This window comes from Caballeronia eucalypticola, from assembly GCF_047608185.1.
GTDB lineage: Bacteria > Pseudomonadota > Gammaproteobacteria > Burkholderiales > Burkholderiaceae > Caballeronia.
On sequence record NZ_JBLKRU010000033.1, the window covers coordinates 24,347 to 41,793 of the forward strand.

Consider the following 17,447-nt stretch of genomic DNA (forward strand, 5'->3'; position numbering starts at 1 on the left):
ACCATGGCTACGATTCATGACGTTGCGGCGCTCGCGGGGGTGTCGACGAGTTCGGTATCGAACGTGCTTAACGGACGCACCGAGAAGCTGAGTGCCGAGACGTATTCGCGCGTGGAGGAAGCCATCCGCAAGCTCGCGTTCCGGCCCAATCGCGCCGCACGCCAGTTGAAGACCGGTCATACGCCGATGCTCGGCTTGCTCGTGCCGTCCACCGCGAATCCGATGTACGGTCAACTCGCGCTGAACGTGGAAGCGGCAGCGCAGTCGCGGTTCAACTACCGGCTGCTGCTCGGCAATACGCATCGGGACAAGCAGCAGGAAGCGCGCATGTTCGAGGACCTGCTTTCGTTCGGGGTGCGTGCGGTGATCGTGGTGTCGTCGCTCAATGACGAGCGCCATCTGGACGAAGCTGTCGCGCGCGGCCTGGCCGTGGTCAGCTATGACCGCAGCGCGAACGATGGCAGCCATTCGCTTGTCGACCACGTGTCGGCCGATAACTACCAGGCAGGCTATCTTGCTGCCGACCATCTCATCGCGCATGGCCACAAGCGGCTTGCGTTCCTCGTGCCCGGCGGCAAGACGCTTAGCCGCGGCGAGAAGATCGAGGGGTTCCGCGAACGTGTGTCACGTGAAGGTCCGCGTTATAACGCAAGCGTGGTCGAAGGCCGCGTCTCCGAAGCATTCGGTGATTCAGAACTGCCCGACCTGGGCTTCGCGATGGCAAGCCAGGTCGCCGCTATGCAACCCATGCCCACGGGACTCGTGACTGTCAACGACATGCTCGCGATCGGTTTGATGTCCGGGCTGCAGCAACTGAACTTGCGTGTCCCTGACGATGTATCCGTCGTTGGCATGGACGGCTTGTCGGTCGCAGCCTTCACCAATCCGGCGTTGACATCGGTCGCGATGCCCTTGACGGAGATGGCCGGCACCATGGTCGAACGCGCCATCGCCCGTTCGACGCAACCTGATTTGCCGGCTGCCGATTTCCTTTTTCAACCTACGTTAATCGTGCGTCAGTCGGTTGCCAAACCGGCGCGCGCCAAAAAGGCGACCTCATCAAAATGACGAAGATCTATTTGACCCACTCGCCCGATGCGCTCAAGAACTATTACGGCGACCGGGCGCTGGCGGAATTGCGCACGCTGGGTGAGGTGAAACTCAATCCGTTCGACCGGCCGTTGTCACTCGACGAATTTATTCGCGAAGCACAAGGGCAGGACATTGTGGTCGCGAGTCGCGATTCGGCTGCGCCCGCTGCGCTATTCGATCAGCTATCCGAACTAATTGCGTTCTGCCGCGTGGCGGTGGATATCCGCAATATCGATGTAGGCGCCGCGAGCCGTCACGGTGTGCTCGTGACGCGCGCAACGCCGGGCTTCGATACATCGGTCGCGGAGTGGGTCCTGGGCGTGATGATCGACCTGAGCCGGGGCATTAGCGCGGCGGCCGCGGCGTACTGGCAGCATCGCGCACCTGTTATTGCAATGGGACGCGAGTTGCGTGGCGCGGTGCTGGGCATTGTCGGCTATGGCTTTATTGGGCGGCGGCTGGCGGAGCTTGGCATGGCGCTCGGCATGCGGGTAGTCGTGACTGATCCTTTGGCAACGATCACGCAGCCGGGAATTGAACAGGCTTCATTTGACGATGTGTTGAAGCGCGGCGACTACGTTGTCTGCCTTGCGCCTGCCACACCGGAGACGGCGGACTTGTTCAGTACCGCAGCGTTCGCGCGGATGCGGCCCGAAGCATTTTTCATCAACGCTTCGCGCGGCGAACTTGTCGACGACACTGCGCTGCTTCATGCGCTCGATGCCGGCTTGATCGCCGGCGCAGCGGTCGATGTGGGCCGTGCCGCCGATCAGATGCCGAGCGCGGCGCTCGCAGCGCACCAGAAACTTATCGCGAGTCCGCACGTGGGTGGGCTCACGCCGCCGGCCATCGAGCACCAGGCGATGGATACGGTGCGCCAGGTTCGCGCGCTGCTCGATGGTGTCATGCCGGAGCACGCGGTCAACGCGGAATGCGCTGCGCGACTCACGCGTTTGCCGGGGTTTTCCGACGCTTTGCAAGGAGATCAATCTTGAACGGCGCTTCGTTGAATTTGCATGAAGGCGCGTGCGATTGCCACGTTCATATCTATGAACTCGATCGTTATCCGCTTGCCGGCACCGCGACTTTTGGGCCACCGCAGGCGTCGTGGAGTGACTACACGGCGGTGCAACGCCAACTGGGTCTCACACGCGCGATCCTCGTGCAGCCGACGGGTTACGGTTTTGACAACCGCTGCTTGCTGGATGCATTAGAACAGTCCGGCGGAACGGCTCGCGGCGTTGTAGTGATCAAGCCCGACACGTCTGTCAGCGAGCTGCAGGCCATGCACGACGCAGGGGTGCGAGGCGTTCGCTTCATGATGATTCCCGGGAGTGGCGGCCTGCTCGGATGGGGCGATCTGGAAGTCGTTGCAAGCCGTATCGCGGAGTTTGGCTGGGTGATCAACCTTCAACTCGATGGCCGCGATTTCGCGCAGTATGAAGCGCGTCTGCGCGCGCTGCCTTGCTTGCTGACGATCGATCATATCGGCAAGTTTCTCGAGCCGGTGGCAACAGACCACCCTGGTTTTCGAAGCCTGCTTGCGCTGCTCGATGCGGGCCGGACCTGGGTGAAGGAATCTGCGCCGTATGAAACCTCGAAGCTTGGACCGCCTCATTACGATGACGTCAGCAAGCTCGCCAGCGCCCTGACGGCCTCACACCCGGAGCGTTGCTTGTGGGCGAGCAACTGGCCGCATCCAGGGCGCAAGCCCGTGCCGGACGATCAAGAGATGCTTGCGCTGCTCTCATACTGGGCACCCGACCGCGCCGTGCGCCGGAAGATCCTGGTCGACAATCCGGGGCGCTTGTACGGGTTCGATAAATGAGTTGCCGCGTGTTGACCTCAAGCCGCAATATTGCTTCGCTACTGCGATTTCTTTTCGATGCGCATGGCGCGCGGCGAGTCGGTCATCACTGCGTCAATACCCAGAGCGGCAGCGGTTGCATAAGCATCGGCTGAATCAACACCGAATGCGACGATCTTCACATCGCCGTTTGTCTTGAAGCATTCGACTGCGGCGGGCGTCCACCACTTCGCATCTACTTTCGACACGCCGGTCCCTAATGTGAAGCGCTCGATCACTTCAACTTGACGATGCAACTCGATTCCCACCCAGCTTCCGGCGGGTTGTCGCACGTACCACCCAGCGATAGATCCACCAGACGATTGCGAGTTGCATCGCGTGTCTCGAACACCTGCGCCCCGCGGTGCGCCTTCATTAACTGGATTGCTTCAGCATCGGTGGAGTACAAACGCACGCGCGACCACGCATTTGCGTTATCCAATACCTTCGCGACCGCGTCGACCAGGGGTGCTACGGGCGTTTGCTTCATGTCGAGCATGATTGGTACATTCTGCGGCACCGCATCCAGTGCCTCACGCAACGTAGGAATGGGCAGAGGATTGTCGCGATACGGATAGCTGAGTTGTCCCGATACATCCGTGCGACTGAATGAATAACCCGCGTTAAGCTTGCGAAGGTCGCTAAGCGTGATCTCGTCCAGACGACCTTTTCCATCGGTCAGCGAGCCGAGGTCCGCCGGGCGATAGAGAACGGGAACGCCATCCTTCGTTACCTGCACAGTCATCCATAACGCGTCGGCGCCATTCTCAAGAGCGATGCTGAACGCTTGCAGCGTGTTCTCCGGCGTGTCCCCAGTGCCGCCCCGATGCGCGATGATAAGCGCGCCGCAAGCGCGGGCGTTAATGAGAGCGCGGAGATGATCGCGAGTGCAAGCATAGCGACGCGCATACATGACGGCCATGAAATTTGGTTGAACCGGACGGCAATTTTTTCCGTCAGCCTAGAGTTACCATGGGTCGTTCGTGTCATTAATTTGTCATCCGCAGTACGTGGAAAACGACTCTATAACCGGCTTGAATCGGCTGTATTGAGGGGACGCAAGAACCCGCTATTCGATTGCCGCGAAGCTTGGGTGAGGCGCACTATAGAGAAATCGTTGGTGCGGGTAGCATGATGAACCGCTTGATTTTGCCACTGACCGGATGACTCATACCATGACCGCACGAACCGACGCTCCCGCAGCATTCCCTTCATCGGTGGTTATGTTGCAGAGCAAATACGACTTCGAGGCGACCGTTGCCCGGCTCAAGGCTGCGCTGGCCGCGCATGGCGTAACGCTCTTCGCCGATATCGACCAGAGCGCCGCCGCTGCCAAGGCCGGTACAAGCTTAAGACCGACGCGGCTCCTTTTATTCGGTAATCCGAAGGCGGGCACGCCGGTCATGGAAGCCAACCCGCACGCAGCGCTTGAGCTACCGCTAAAGGCCGTAGTGTGGGAAGACGCCGGGAGCGGGGTATGGGTGGACTATCAGGACGTGACAACAACGCTTGAGTTGGACTATAAGGTCGACGCGAATCATATCGCTCCGCTCAAGCAGATGCCGAAGTTGCTAAGCGGAGCGTTGGCTTAGCCACTTGCAAAGTGACACTAACGGGCATTAAGAAAATGGCGTCTGTCTTGCCGGTGCAGGGACGGGTTTTTGACTAGCGCGGTAATATCGCGGCTCGAATTCGAATCTCCTAACACTCGACCCATGACGATGTCACTCGCTCAAGACCCCGGCTTCTGCACCCTGCTGACGGACAGTCACCTTCGGATCGTCGGTACGCCGTTGCTCGATCCGGGCATCCAGCCTGCTGATGCCGCACGATGGTTGTACGAAGACGCGCCATTCTGCGTGGTCGCGCATAACACGGACGCTGACCCGCGGTTTGTCTACGCAAACCGCGCGGCTCAGCACTGTTTCGAATACACGTGGGACGAAATGACGGCGCTGCGCTCCCGGTTATCGGCGGAACATCCTAACCGCGAGGAACGCGATGGATTGCTGGAATCCGTGCGAACCAAAGGCTATGCAAGCGGATACCGCGGCCTTCGCATAGCCAAGTCGGGCAGGCGCTTCTGGATCGAGAATGTGACGGTGTGGAACCTGGTCAATCGTGAGGGAGTCTATTGCGGACAGGCCGCTACGTATCGCCAATGGAAAGACGTTTAGGCGATGTAAATTGCAGACATCAGCCTTGTGTTCTCCGCTTGCCCGATCTTTGACCGAGAGCACGCACACATGATGCAAGCCATGCGATGCCGCTGCCAATAATCGCAACGACCGTATCGCTTCGCCCGGGCACGTGGACAAGCCCGTTGACCGAGGCAAAACCGACCGCTTCGATTTCCACGAACGTGTCGCAAGGCAGCACGTGGCATTCCCCTTCCTCTATCTTGACCACCACGGGGGTCGTCACGTCTAAAAGCCAATCCAGAGCAGGATCACGGTAGGTCAACCGGAGCATGCCATCGATGGCAATGATCCGCGTTCCCGCGTGCTGATGCCGGGCGCTCCGTTGTCCGGGGTAGAAACATTGCCTGATCGATTGCATGAGGGTCACCTTCCAAGTTTCTCAGGATTTTCGCCAAGCCCATTGTGAAAAGGCTTAAGCACGTCTCAAGCTTAGTGATGTGCTTCGCTTAGCGACAGATTCAGCGCGGTATAATCTGTTGCGTAACAGATCCGCTAAACGCTATCTGTATCCGTCCAATTTCCTGTTCTCTGTATCTGGCGCGAGCGCCGGGTTAGCCGCAGCATCTGCACAATGACCCTCCCCATTGAACCGACGCCGCGCGACTTGCCCATGGCCGGGGAGCCGCTGTATGAGCGTCTTGCCGAGCACTACCGCCGGGTGATCGCCGCGGGGACGCTCGCGCCGGGTGATCGCATGCCCTCTGTCCGGGCATTGATGCAGCGGCATCAGGTCAGCCTCTCGACAGCGCTGCAAGTCTTCAGGCAACTCGAAGATGCAGGCTGGCTGCAAGCCAAGCCACGCTCCGGATATTTCGTTCGCCGGCGGACCGCGCCGCTGTTACCCAGTGTTGGTGAGCCGGACAATCCATCGGTACCAATGGAAGCGCAATTCGTCGGTTTGCACGAATCCATTTCGAAAGTGATCGCGCAAGCGCAACGGTTTCCCGACGCGCTGAACTTGGCCGGAGCGACGGCCGCTGCATTGCTTTATCCGACCGCCCGGCTGCAAGCGCTGACCATAAAGATTCTGCGGCATCAGCCGACATTGCTCACGGAAGCCGCAGGAGACGCTGCGGGAGCCGCGCTTCGGCAAGCCATTGCAAAGCGGGCTCTTTCAGCGGGAATGACGCTTTCGCCCGATGAGGTGATTGCTACGACGGGTGGCGTGGAAGCGGTGAACCTGGCGCTGCGCGCGGTGACTCAGGCAGGCGACACTGTCGCGATTGAATCCCCGGCGTTCTTTGGTTTATTGCAGATTATCGAGAGCCTGGGTTTGCGCGCGCTCGAGATTTCGACCAGTCCGACAACCGGGATGTCGCTCGAAGCACTGGAAATGGCGATGCACGCCTATGGGAACATCAAGGCCGTGGTGGTCGTACCGCATCTGCAAAATCCACTGGGCAGTGTGATGCCTAATGAACGAAAGGCCGGGCTTGTCCGGCTTTGCGCGCGGCATAAGGTGGCGGTGATCGAGGACGAGCCTTATCGGGAATTGCTTGATGACGCTGCGCAAAACAAGCCTCTGAAGGCATGGGACCGTGACGGCGGCGTGATTCATTGCGCGTCGTTGAATAAAGTCCTGGCGCCGGGTTTGAGGTTAGGGTGGATGTCGTCAGGGCGATGGCACGCACGCGTCAAGATGCTCAAGTATGCGCAGAGCCGGAACAACGAAAGCTTGTCTCAACTCGTTGCCGCGGAATTCATCGGATCGGGTGCGTACGACCGGCATTTGTTCCAGTTAAGGGAGCGATTGCGGACGCAGCGGGAAGCGACCGCCAATGCTATTGCTCGTTATTTTCCAACCGGTACTCGCCTTAGCGTGCCGGTTGGCGGTATCGTGCTTTGGGTAGAACTGCCGGCCGGTACGGATTCGGGCCGGCTGTTTGAAGAGGCGTTGACGCGCGGCATTCGCATTGCGCCCGGGACCATATTCTCCAATTCCCGGCGCTTCGCTTCCTTCATTCGGTTGAGCTGTCCGCAGCCATTCGATCAAACCCTTGACGATGCATTGCAACGCCTAGGGAAGCTGGCTAGCGAAATTGGTTAAGGGCGATAGCGAATTGTGTTGACTTGCGATTTAGCGGCTGCCTAAAATTCGCTCATTATGATTAATCGGGCTAATGCCTTGGACACGTGTAGTCGTCATCCCCTGGATTGTTTAGCTGCCTGACCAGCAAGACCCCGCGCTTGAATTCCTAGCCGCCGTCTTGCCAGCAGGCAGATGGTGCGCGTCGCAGTACTTTTTCCGTGCATCTCTTATCTTCTATCAGCGCCAATCAGTCGCGCCCCTTGTCCGCACTTGAACGGAGCGTTGCGGCGAGTCAATACTCGTGGCAACTTCGCTTGGCACTTGTGCCTTCCAAGGAAATGGCGCGGGCATGGATCGACATGTGCTCGCCGGATGCTTATCACGCAGTGTCCTAAGCACGAAAAGCAGCCGTGGCGACGGACAATGGCAGTGACCGCTTAAGCCCCAGCAAACGGAGTAGTTTGCTCGCTGTCATCGGACTGTCACACGCAGACAATACGGTGAGCCGCGCCGGCATGGCGACGGCACGGCCATCGAGAGTGCTTGAGCGGTATTCGTCAGGCAATGTGCACGAACAATACAAATCAAAGAATCGCTTCATGATCTACGAGTACATTCTCCCTCTGATAGTGGCTTTGTCGTGCGGCATCGGCATCGGTCTGGAGAGACAGATGCGGCAGCGAACGGCGGGCTTGCGCACCATTACTTTGGTGACCAGTGGCGCCTGCCTGTTTGTGATCCTTGGCACCTTGACTGGGGACGGGACCGCGACCGTGACGCAAATGGCGGCATACGTGGTGTCCGGCGTGGGCTTCCTGGGTGGCGGCGTCATCATGCGCGAGCAGGGAGCAATCCAGGGAATCAATACGGCGGCCACCTTGTGGTGCTCGGCGGCCGTTGGCGTTCTTTGCGGGTCGACACACTATGGACCCGCCATCGCGGGAACCGTGGTTATCCTGTTCACCAACACCGTGCTGCGTGAGATCGGGCGCGCAATCAATACTGCTCCGGTGGCTTCCGCCGACCTCGTGCGCAAATACGTGCTGACGGTCGTCTGCCGCGCGGAGGATGAAGTGGATATCCGCGCGTTGATCACCAACTCGATGGTGTCTGCGCCGCTCTCGTTCCAGGAACTCAGCAGCACGGATGTCGACGACGGTTCGCAGCGAGTGGAAGTGATCGCAACGCTCGAAACGCATCCGAAATATCAATCGAAGGTTGAAGCCGTTGCGAGCCGGCTTAGCATGGACAAGGGCGTATCGAGCGTTAGCTGGGCCGCGCTCGATACCGTGCCTGAGCCTGACTGATGATGCCCGCGTAGGGCATGGCATGCGTTTTGAAAGAATGCATCGGTAGTATCCGGGACAGCGATGTCTGGCGCACGCATCAAGTATCGCTTCACCCATTGTAAGGTCGCAGATGAGTACTTATGTGTTGTTGGGTTGCGGATTCGGGATTGGATTGGCCATTGCCATCTGGGGAATCTTCGACGCACGGAAGCATTCCCGGCACGAATCGCTAGAGCATGATGACCACGCCCATTCAAGGGGCGATGAACGCAGGCAGTAAGCCCCAACTCACGCGGCGCAAGCGCTCATCCTGACGCAAGCCCTTGCCGATTCCGCAGAGAATCCGCTATACGACCAGAAAATCCTGACCGTCGGAATATTAATTTTCAAAAAAATATCCGTAGGTGTCCGTATGACGGCCAAGCGGTCCGATCAGGGCGAGCAGGATCGCAAGCACAATGAAGGTATAGGACACGTGCTAGAAAGCGGCGACTCTGACACGTGCAACCAGTGTGATGACCCGGTCTTTACCCGGCACTGACGGCAAGATTACAAAGTCGTTTTCTTCGAATCTCGGGGTGCTCATTATGGCGATCTTGTCATCTGGGCGTCAGCTTAGAGTCAGTGCACGCCGCGCAGAATGAAGTTGCTTACCGTCCCTTACCGGGCGATGAAGCATGCGCTTCATTCATCGAGAGTGAAGCCACTTTTCAAAGAGGCTACCCATCATGAAAACACTGATCTGCACGACACTTGCCCTGGTCCTGGCTGCTCCCGCCATCTCGTTCGCCCAAACCACGGACCATCCCGTGACGCGTGCCCAGGTGCGCGCCGATCTCATCCAGCTCGAGAACGCGGGATGGCGCCCGAACTCGCAGGACGCTTACTATCCGAGCGATATTCAGGCCGCTGAAGCGCGCGTGCATTCAGGAGACGCCGCTACTGGCTACGGCGGAGCCACGGAGAACGGAACGACGATGTCGCAGCCATCAACGAGCGGAGCAGTGGTCAAGGGACAGTGATTCGGGCTTTGGAGTACATGGGTAGTTTGAATAGCCGTGGTGTCTGTCAGCAACAAGCGTGAGCAACGAAGTTTCCGGCTCGGCAACTGGATTGCTGAGGGTCGCTAAGCGGGTATCCCCGCGCATCAAAAAGTTGCGGCCACTGAAAGACGCAACGGTGCGGGTATCAGCATCGAACGTGGAATTGAGCAGCTAAGCACCGGACTAACCAACGTCCGGCACTTAGCTGCTGCCTGAGCTAGGGGCTAAGTCAGCCTGGCAATTTGTCAGACGCGTTGGCCTTCCTCACAGTCCTTGCCATTGGCCTCAGCTTGCGCTGCGCGCACGCGCGCCGGCAGGAAAGGATGAATCAGCAGTTGGTAAGCGCCGCCGCCAATCACGCCGCCTATCAACGGAGCGACCACCGGAATCCACCAGTAGTTGTCCGGCGAAGGCAGCGCGGACGAACCCCAGCCTGCAAAGTAGGCAAACAGACGCGGGCCAAGATCGCGGGCGGGATTCATTGCCCATGCTTCCAGATAGCCCATCGACGATCCAAGGATTGCCACCAGGAATCCGATCATGAGCGCGCCCGCATTTGCCTGCGGCGCCATCTCGTTGAACTGCTCCGTGATCGCGAAAATCCCGAACAAAAGAAACGCCGTCAGGATGACTTCATCGGAGAACGCGTGCATGGGGGTAATGGCCAGGCCCGGATGCGTGAAGAACACGCCCGCCGCGCCGCCGTCCGCCCGTGACAAATGATGAACCAGATTGTAATGGTCGATCACCGGCCCGAACAGCGCATAAACAATGACCGCGCCCAGAATGCCGCCAACGAGTTGCGCCACCCAGTAGGGCAAGACTTTTTTCCACGAGAAACCGCGAAATAACGCGAGCGCCAGTGTCACCGCAGGATTGGCATGGGTGCCGGAAATAGAGCCGGTCACATAGATGGCCAGCGTCACCGCCAGGCCCCACGACATGCAGACACCCCAATAGGCATTCACATACGGGCTGGGATCGTACAGCACGTACATGCACGCCACTGAGTCCCCGAACGCGATGATGATGAGGACGGCGATAGCTTCGGATATAAGTTCGCCGACAAATTGCCTGCCGGTCGGTTTAGTGATAGTTGATGACATAAGGAGGATTCCTAAAGGATGAATTGCGAGGCAGTAAACACGTTTGGAAGGACGCGACGGGGACTCACGTTGAACGCAGGTTCAACGTGAGTTCACCCTTCTTTCAGGTGGCGTCGGCCCAGGTCTTGGCGGCATTTACCGCGCGTTGCCAGCCGTGCATCTGTCGCTTGATCTCGTCAGCCGCAACATCCGGCGAGAAGCGGCGGTCCAGCTTCCATTGGCTTTGCAGTTCATTCACGTCCTTCCAGTAACCGACTGCCAGCCCGGCCAGATACGCCGCGCCTAATGCAGTGGTTTCGCTGATCTGCGGACGAACTACGTCCACGCCCAGCATGTCGGCCTGGAATTGCATCAACAGGTTATTGGCGACCGCTCCGCCGTCCACGCGCAACTCGCCAATCCGGATGCCGGAGTCGGCTTCCATGGCCTTCAATACATCGATTGATTGAAACGCAATGCTTTCGAGCGCCGCCCGTGCAATGTGGCCGGAGGTCGTACCGCGTGTCACGCCGAACAGCGTGCCCCGTGCGCGCGCATTCCAGTGCGGTGCGCCCAGGCCGGCGAAGGCGGGCACCATATAAACGCCATCGCTATGCGGCACGCTGCGCGCGAGCGCTTCGATTTCATTGGCACTCTTGATGATGCCAAGACCGTCGCGTACCCATTGCACGACTGCACCACCAATAAAGATGCTCCCTTCCAGCGCATAGTTGACCTGGTCGCCGATCTGCCATGCAATGGTGGTGACCAGGTTGTTGCTTGATTCGATCGGCTTGTCGCCTGTGTTCATCACGAGGAAACAGCCCGTGCCGTAGGTGTTTTTCACCATCCCGGACTCGGTGCACATCTGGCCGAAGAGGGCGGCGTGCTGGTCGCCTGCAATGCCGGCAATCGGGATCTTGGAGGCAAAGACCGTGGTCTTGGTCGGGCCGTACACGTCCGACGAGGCACGCACTTCGGGCAGCATGCTGCGCGGAATATCGAGGGCGTCGAGGAGTTCGTCGTCCCACTTGAGCGTGTGGATATTGAAGAGCATGGTGCGCGACGCGTTGGTGACGTCGGTGATATGCAAGCCGTGTTTCGTGAAGTTCCACACGAGCCAGCTATCGACCGTACCGAAGGCAAGGCGTCCCTGTTTCGCTTTCTCGCGCGCGCCTTCCACGTTGTCGAGGATCCAGCGGATCTTGGTTGCGGAGAAGTAGGAATCAATAGGCAAGCCCGTCTTGGCACGGAATTTTTCTTCCAGTCCCTGCGCCTTCAACTGGTCGCAGAAGTCGGCGGTGCGTCGGTCTTGCCAGACAATGGCGTTATAGATCGGCTGCCCGGTTTCGCGATCCCAGACGATGGTGGTTTCGCGCTGGTTGGTAATGCCGATAGCGGCAATCGATGCACCGTTCAGGCCCGCGCGGGTGACGGCTTCAGCGGCTACGCCCGCCTGGGTCGACCAGATTTCCTGTGGATCGTGCTCGACCCAGCCCGGTTGCGGATAGATCTGGCCAAACTCTTTCTGGGCTACCGACACTACGTTGCCCTGGCGATCGAACACCATGGCGCGTGAACTTGTCGTGCCCTGATCGAGCGCGAGAATGTATTGCTCCTGCATTGTCTTCTCCACTGGTTTTTAGATGGATCGCCGCTTTGTGCATGATGCCTCGCGACGTTGCTGACTTCTTGTTTTGACTGCGGTTCCGTGAGGCAGGCGCTTCTACGAATATTACGTTTTGATTGCGGCGTTAGTTAGGCCAACCACTTCATGCGGTTGGAGTAAGACCTGCCAAGGGGCGGAATGAATGCCTTGGAGCCCGATTAGTGCGAGCCGCCGGTGATCGCTCCGATCCGCAACTCCAGCTGAGGGAAAACAAATCCACTTTGTTCGCAAAAGAACACCGCCGAAGTCACATCCCGCGATATCACACATGTTGTTTGCTGATCAATACATAGATTCAGCGCTGCCAGATCGATCGTTCCGCCCTAGCTCACTTCAATTTCCAACATCAATTAAGAAAATCTATCGAATCGATAATGTTCGAATTCGAATGCTAGTGAACAAATTCGAAAATGTAAAGGCTCATTTGTGTCGGATGGAAGAGAGGCAGCCGGCGCATCCGGTTTAGTAGAAAACCTCGAAACGGCGTCGTTAGAAATCTTTTGAAAGTTCGAAAGAGAACGGACATAGCTGGCAATCGCGCCCGCAATGAGGGTGACGCTGTAAGCGGAGGTTTGCATCTGGCGACGGCGCCGATTTCATGGACGCTGAAGCGGCGCGGCGGCGTTCACGCCTGCCACTCAATCAAGATTGTTTGTTCGGGGCAGCTAAAGATATTGGCAATCCGACAATAATTTACGGGTGCAGGTAGAGTGAAACACCGCGACCAAAACGTCGCGGCTGATGCAACGTCGAAAAAAATAGAGGCCAACCATGCGGGTCACCAAGCTTATTCGGATCGTCAGCGTAGTTGCGCTCGCGCCTTGCGGATTGTTGTCGACACTTGCACATGGAAGCGCGGTAGAAGAACAACTCAATTGCAAATCGACGGGCCATGTGTTTATCAGCGCGCTGATGAACAGTGGCGAAATACAGTCCAAGCCAATGCATGTCGAGAAGAATTCAATCAACGCATTCAGGCCGGCCCATGGCGTGAAGCTCACGGCGTTCGAATTCCCGGTCTTTGTCGTGCTCGGCTATGAGAAGGATGATCCGCTCTTCAAGCCGGGCAAGGGAGATCCCGTTGGGGACTGGGCTTACGGCGTCGTGGTGACAGGCGGTTCAGACGACGTCAAGGATCGCCTGCATCAAATGGGCAGCGACGCTATTGTTCACGAAGTCACGCCGGTGATGACCGCGATTCTTTGCAAGGCACATTGAAGAGGAAGGTGCGTGGATATACCACGCGCGCATCTGCTCTCAATTCCGCATTCTCTGTTTACTCTGCCGCCGCTGGCAACCTCGCATTTTCGGCGCGCAGCGTGAGACGGGCAATGACAAACGCCACCAGCGCGGAGAGCGCGATTCCGACGACCATCGGCTTTGGCGCGCCGTCGGCGAATAAACCGGATACGGCCATCACCGCCGCGCCAACGACAAACTGCAATGCACCCATCAGTGCCGAAGCCGTACCCGCAATTGCGCCATGATTTTCAAGCGATAACACCGCGGAAGTCGGCAAGACCAGTCCCAGGAAACCATATCCGATAAACAGGAAAACCATCATCAGCGCGAGGCTGTCGGCGCCTGCCAGGAACAGCACCGCTACGATGCTCATCGAAATCGCGAAGCCCGTAACGGCAACGCGAATGACGCGCGGCAGGCCGTATCGGGCAGTGAGCCGCGCAGTCAACTGGCTGAAGCCGAAAAACGCCGCCGCGTTGAGCGCGAAGCACAAGCTGAACATGGTGGGCGACAAGCCGTAATGGTTAATGATGACGAACGATGCGCTCGCCAGGTAGATGAAAAAGGACGAGACGCCGAACGCACCAACAAACGTGAGTCCAAGAAACGTCGGATCACTAAGCAATTTTCGATACCCCGCGAATGCCGTTGCCCACGAGCTGCCGGCGCGATGATGAATCTCCCGGGTCTCCTTCAACTGCGTAGCCGCAAGCACGAGGGCGAGTCCGCCGGCCACCGTCAGCGCCCAGAAGACCCCGCGCCAGCCGAACGCCGCAATGATGAAACTGCCGGTCAGCGGCGCGAGTAGCGGAGAGACGCTCACAACAAGCATAAGCAGCGACATGAGCCGGGTGGCATCGTGACCGGTGTACAGGTCACGGACAATCGCGCGCGGAACAACCATGCCGGCACACGCGCCCAACGCCTGGAGCACGCGAAAACCAATCAGCACGTGGACGTCTGGTGCAAACGCGCAGCCCACGCTGCCGACGGTAAAGATCGCGAGGCCGACATAGATCGGCATCTTGCGGCCGAAGATATCCGAGAGCGGTCCGTACACGAGCTGACAGACGCCGAGCGTGATGAAAAATACCATCAGGCTCATCTGCACTTCGGCCGGAGTGGCGTGCAGCGCTCCCCCGATTGAAGGCAGGGCGGGCAGGTACATGTCGATGGCAAACGGGCCTACAGCGGTAATGAGGCCCAGCACAATGGCAAGTTGAAGAAAGCGTCGTGTCATTATTTATCGGTAAGGAAGAATGGCGGCATGGTACTCGATGTCATGCCGCTCAAGTGCTCGAGTCAGGTGCCCGGCTCAAGCGCGCTTGGCGGCGTATTCCAGTTTCGGATACCAGTCCCTGCCGCGGCCGCCGGGCGTCAGGTCGAGCATGAGCCACAGCGGCATGGGGTCGGGCGCACCACGCGGGTCCTGCCCCGGGTCGGCCGTTTGCGGTCCCATCTCGTCGCCCCAGAAGTGGCGCACAGTACCACCTGAACGCGTGAAAACGTTAAACGCAGGATTGTCGCCGGTATCCGGATCTTCGTTAGCGTAATCGCAATTGAAGCTGTTGCCACCCGACGAATAAAGCCGCAGGTGGCGCCAGCCGCGCTCTTTCTTGAATGCTATCAGGCGTTCGATTGGCCCGCGGGCGATCACCGCAAAAGCGACGCGCTGCAAGATATCGGCCATCTCGCCGTCAAGGGCGCCAAGCAATGACGTGCACATCGGGCAAGGCCGTTCGCGCTTGGGACCGAACATCCAGTTATAGGTGATCAGGGTGTCATGATCGCCGAATAGCTGGGAGAGCGTGGCCGGACCATGCTCGCCCTCGAAGCGGTAATCCTGTGGCACCTCGCCGCCGGCTGGCAATGCCCGGCGCAGGGCAGCCACACGCTCGATGTGTCGGCGTAACTCGATCTCCTCTGCCAGGAGCGCGTCGCGTGCGGTGCGGTACTGCGTACTTTCGCCCGGGAACCGGCGCGTTGATTGAGCCAGTGCCGCGACCGGCTGCAACGTCTGTTCAGAGCCATTTACGGAAGACATGAATGCTCTCCTCGTGGTTGAGGGGGAATTGACTGGAACGATCGGAAATGGGGGCACGATGCGGCGCGTCCAAAAGCGCATTGCCGGATTACGGCCCTATACGCATGACGAACGACGCCTTGAGAATTCGACATCGCCCGCTTCATTTCTTTCGATATTTACCCGGATGCACGCAGCGACGCGAGGCTGTTACATCGGGCAAGAGAGTCGGGTGGCGCAGAGGCGGATACAGCGGCTAAAGCCAAACGAAGTTAAATAAGCGCGCGGGTTCGCGGCCCCGGCATCAAGCGGACGCGAACTCTGCATCTGCCGCTCATGATGTGCACTATAGTGAAAGCCACGCTGGCGCGCTCAGGTCACCAAAAGACCATGCGCCGGCGCAGGGGACGATTGGAAGGCTCTAACCATGCGTAACTTGCCTTCGGGTCGCGTTCAATAAACATGGCGCTTAGCGCCATCGTCAAGAACAACAAGGAGCGAGATTTAATGTTTGAGGCACATCCACTATCCTGCCCATGCTGCGGCGACCCAGCCACTCGCGTGCTGACCCGCCGCCGTTTCCTGGCCTTTGCAGCCGAGGGCGCCGCGGCACTCGCCTTGCTACCGCACTCCGCCTATGCCGACACCGATCCAACTCGAATCATTGCCTACGACTCGGTCCCTAACCCAGTGCACTTGCCGCGCGATACCTATTTCGGCGAATGTTCTGGCATCGCGCTGAACTCCAAGGGCCATATCTTCGTGCTGTCACGGGGCAATACCAATGGACCCGCGTACGCTGCCGCGGCAGCTCAACTTCTCGAGTTCGCACCCGACGGCCGGTTCGTCCGCGAGATTGGCCGCAATCTATACGCATGGTCTTTCGCGCATATGGTCAAGGTGGATCGCCAGGACAATATCTGGGTGACGGACAAGGGCTCGGACATGGTCATCAAGTTCACGCCTGACGGTCGCGTCGCAATGGTCTTCGGCCGCAAGCAAGAGGCGGCAGACGAGGAGACCGGTCCGCTCAAGCACCCGAATCCGCCGCTTCCCGCCGAGCCGGGCCGTTTCCGCCAGGTAACCGATGTGGCCTGGGACGCTGCCGGTAACAGCTATATCAGCGACGGTTATATCAACTCGCGAGTGGCAAAAGTCGACAAGGACGGTAACTGGCTTAAGTCCTGGGGTGAGCGCGGCACCGGCCCCGGGCAGTTCCACACGCCGCATAGTATTGCGCTTGACGCCAAGGGGCTTGTCTATGTAGCGGACCGGAGTAACCGGCGCATCCAGGTGTTCGATGGCGAAGGCAATTTTCAGCGCCAGTTCACTATCGACGTGCCGGTGCCTCCCGGTGCGCGACCGGCGATTGGTTATGCGCCCGATGAGGCCGCCATAGCCGCTGGTACATTCGCACCCGGCTCGCCGTGGGCCATCTGCATTTCGCCGGGGCCTAACCAGGTGCTGTACAGCTCAGACGCCTTTCCGGGGCGCATTTATAAACTGTCGCTCGAGGGTGAGGTGCTGGGAGTACTCGGCGAGTCCGGCAAGCAGCTCAAGCAGTTCGGCTGGATTCACCAGATGGCTTGTCCGTCGGAGAACGTGCTGTATGTTGCCGAATTGCTGAATTGGCGCGTACAGAAGCTGGTGCTCCATGCGTGACGTTGATTGAATCATTGCAGTGGCCGGCTGACGCTCGCCACTTGATTGATGACTGCGATCGTGCGTTAGCAATTGCAGGGCGACGTTGATCTGATTCTAAAGGCGCCTCTAGCGTCTTTAGACAATTGCTAGCCCTGGCGATATCCACTATATAAATCCTGGATAGTCCTTGAGATGCGTTATGCGAAGCGGGTCAAAGACGATGCTCCGAATGCGCTTGCCTGGACCTAGGGGTTGCCCCGCATAGTCGACGCCGATGTCCCGCT

17 protein-coding genes are annotated in these 17,447 nt (G+C 58.7%); 10 read left to right on the forward strand and 7 right to left on the reverse strand.

Translation table 11 applies throughout. From position 1 onward, the window contains the following. The first annotated feature begins 3 nt into the window (after positions 1-3). Genes ACMX25_RS28960 through ACMX25_RS28970 form a run of 3 tightly spaced genes read left to right on the forward strand, consistent with a single transcriptional unit; the run spans position 4 to position 2,920 of the window. A complete protein-coding gene (locus ACMX25_RS28960) occupies positions 4-1,068 on the forward strand; it encodes a LacI family DNA-binding transcriptional regulator (protein WP_414953143.1) in 1,065 nt (354 codons plus the stop codon). Beyond that, complete coding sequence (locus tag ACMX25_RS28965) at positions 1,065-2,087, forward strand: NAD(P)-dependent oxidoreductase (RefSeq protein ID WP_414953144.1); 1,023 nt, start codon at positions 1,065-1,067, stop codon at positions 2,085-2,087. The genes ACMX25_RS28960 and ACMX25_RS28965 overlap by 4 nt, the downstream gene beginning before the upstream one ends. Beyond that, positions 2,084-2,920, forward strand: a complete 837-nt coding sequence (locus ACMX25_RS28970) for an amidohydrolase family protein (RefSeq protein WP_414953145.1) — start codon at positions 2,084-2,086, stop codon at positions 2,918-2,920. Before ACMX25_RS28965 ends, ACMX25_RS28970 begins: the two co-directional genes overlap by 4 nt. A gap of 38 nt (positions 2,921-2,958) precedes the next feature. Here ACMX25_RS28970 and ACMX25_RS28975 read toward each other — a convergent pair whose 3' ends face one another. Both ACMX25_RS28975 and ACMX25_RS28980 read right to left on the reverse strand, forming a co-directional pair. Further along, positions 2,959-3,195 (reverse strand): PI-PLC domain-containing protein, encoded by a 237-nt coding sequence (locus tag ACMX25_RS28975; protein ID WP_414953146.1) that lies wholly within the window; start codon positions 3,193-3,195, stop codon positions 2,959-2,961. Then, positions 3,174-3,860, reverse strand: coding sequence for a glycerophosphodiester phosphodiesterase family protein (locus ACMX25_RS28980; protein WP_414953147.1), 687 nt, complete (start codon positions 3,858-3,860; stop codon positions 3,174-3,176). Before ACMX25_RS28980 ends, ACMX25_RS28975 begins: the two co-directional genes overlap by 22 nt. 253 nt (positions 3,861-4,113) lie before the next feature. Between ACMX25_RS28980 and ACMX25_RS28985 the strand changes: the two genes are divergently transcribed. Beyond that, positions 4,114-4,530, forward strand: a complete 417-nt coding sequence (locus ACMX25_RS28985; RefSeq protein WP_414953148.1) for a DUF302 domain-containing protein — start codon at positions 4,114-4,116, stop codon at positions 4,528-4,530. Positions 4,531-4,659: 129 nt separating this feature from the next. Further along, positions 4,660-5,115, forward strand: coding sequence for an MEKHLA domain-containing protein (locus ACMX25_RS28990; RefSeq protein ID WP_414953149.1), 456 nt, complete (start codon positions 4,660-4,662; stop codon positions 5,113-5,115). A gap of 19 nt (positions 5,116-5,134) precedes the next feature. On the opposite strand, the gene ACMX25_RS28995 is transcribed toward ACMX25_RS28990, so the two are convergent. After that, positions 5,135-5,497: a hypothetical protein gene (locus tag ACMX25_RS28995; RefSeq protein ID WP_414953150.1), complete on the reverse strand. Its 363-nt coding sequence runs from the start codon at positions 5,495-5,497 to the stop codon at positions 5,135-5,137. Between the two features lie 213 nt (positions 5,498-5,710). Between ACMX25_RS28995 and ACMX25_RS29000 the strand changes: the two genes are divergently transcribed. The 3 genes from ACMX25_RS29000 (at position 5,711) to ACMX25_RS29010 (ending at position 9,479) form a co-directional block, all read left to right on the forward strand. Next, entirely contained in the window at positions 5,711-7,186 is a 1,476-nt protein-coding gene (locus tag ACMX25_RS29000) for an aminotransferase-like domain-containing protein (RefSeq protein ID WP_414953151.1), read from the forward strand. Between the two features lie 581 nt (positions 7,187-7,767). Beyond that, on the forward strand, positions 7,768-8,475 hold the full coding sequence (locus ACMX25_RS29005; RefSeq protein WP_414953172.1) for an MgtC/SapB family protein: 708 nt from the start codon (positions 7,768-7,770) through the stop codon (positions 8,473-8,475). Positions 8,476-9,185: 710 nt separating this feature from the next. Beyond that, a complete protein-coding gene (locus tag ACMX25_RS29010; RefSeq protein WP_414953152.1) occupies positions 9,186-9,479 on the forward strand; it encodes a DUF4148 domain-containing protein in 294 nt (97 codons plus the stop codon). 266 nt (positions 9,480-9,745) lie between these two features. On the opposite strand, the gene ACMX25_RS29015 is transcribed toward ACMX25_RS29010, so the two are convergent. Beyond that, positions 9,746-10,606 (reverse strand): MIP/aquaporin family protein, encoded by an 861-nt coding sequence (locus ACMX25_RS29015; RefSeq protein WP_414953153.1) that lies wholly within the window; start codon positions 10,604-10,606, stop codon positions 9,746-9,748. A gap of 103 nt (positions 10,607-10,709) precedes the next feature. Then, on the reverse strand, positions 10,710-12,209 hold the full coding sequence (gene glpK / locus ACMX25_RS29020; protein ID WP_414953154.1) for a glycerol kinase GlpK: 1,500 nt from the start codon (positions 12,207-12,209) through the stop codon (positions 10,710-10,712). Between the two features lie 816 nt (positions 12,210-13,025). On the opposite strand from glpK, the gene ACMX25_RS29025 reads away from it, so the two are divergent. After that, complete coding sequence (locus ACMX25_RS29025) at positions 13,026-13,472, forward strand: hypothetical protein (RefSeq protein WP_414953155.1); 447 nt, start codon at positions 13,026-13,028, stop codon at positions 13,470-13,472. Between the two features lie 58 nt (positions 13,473-13,530). On the opposite strand, the gene ACMX25_RS29030 is transcribed toward ACMX25_RS29025, so the two are convergent. Continuing rightward, entirely contained in the window at positions 13,531-14,736 is a 1,206-nt protein-coding gene (locus tag ACMX25_RS29030) for a multidrug effflux MFS transporter (RefSeq protein WP_414953156.1), read from the reverse strand. 75 nt (positions 14,737-14,811) lie between these two features. Then, complete coding sequence (locus tag ACMX25_RS29035) at positions 14,812-15,540, reverse strand: DUF899 family protein (RefSeq protein ID WP_414953157.1); 729 nt, start codon at positions 15,538-15,540, stop codon at positions 14,812-14,814. A gap of 486 nt (positions 15,541-16,026) precedes the next feature. On the opposite strand from ACMX25_RS29035, the gene ACMX25_RS29040 reads away from it, so the two are divergent. Next, positions 16,027-17,181, forward strand: coding sequence for a peptidyl-alpha-hydroxyglycine alpha-amidating lyase family protein (locus ACMX25_RS29040; RefSeq protein WP_414953158.1), 1,155 nt, complete (start codon positions 16,027-16,029; stop codon positions 17,179-17,181). Positions 17,182-17,447 lie beyond the last annotated feature (266 nt).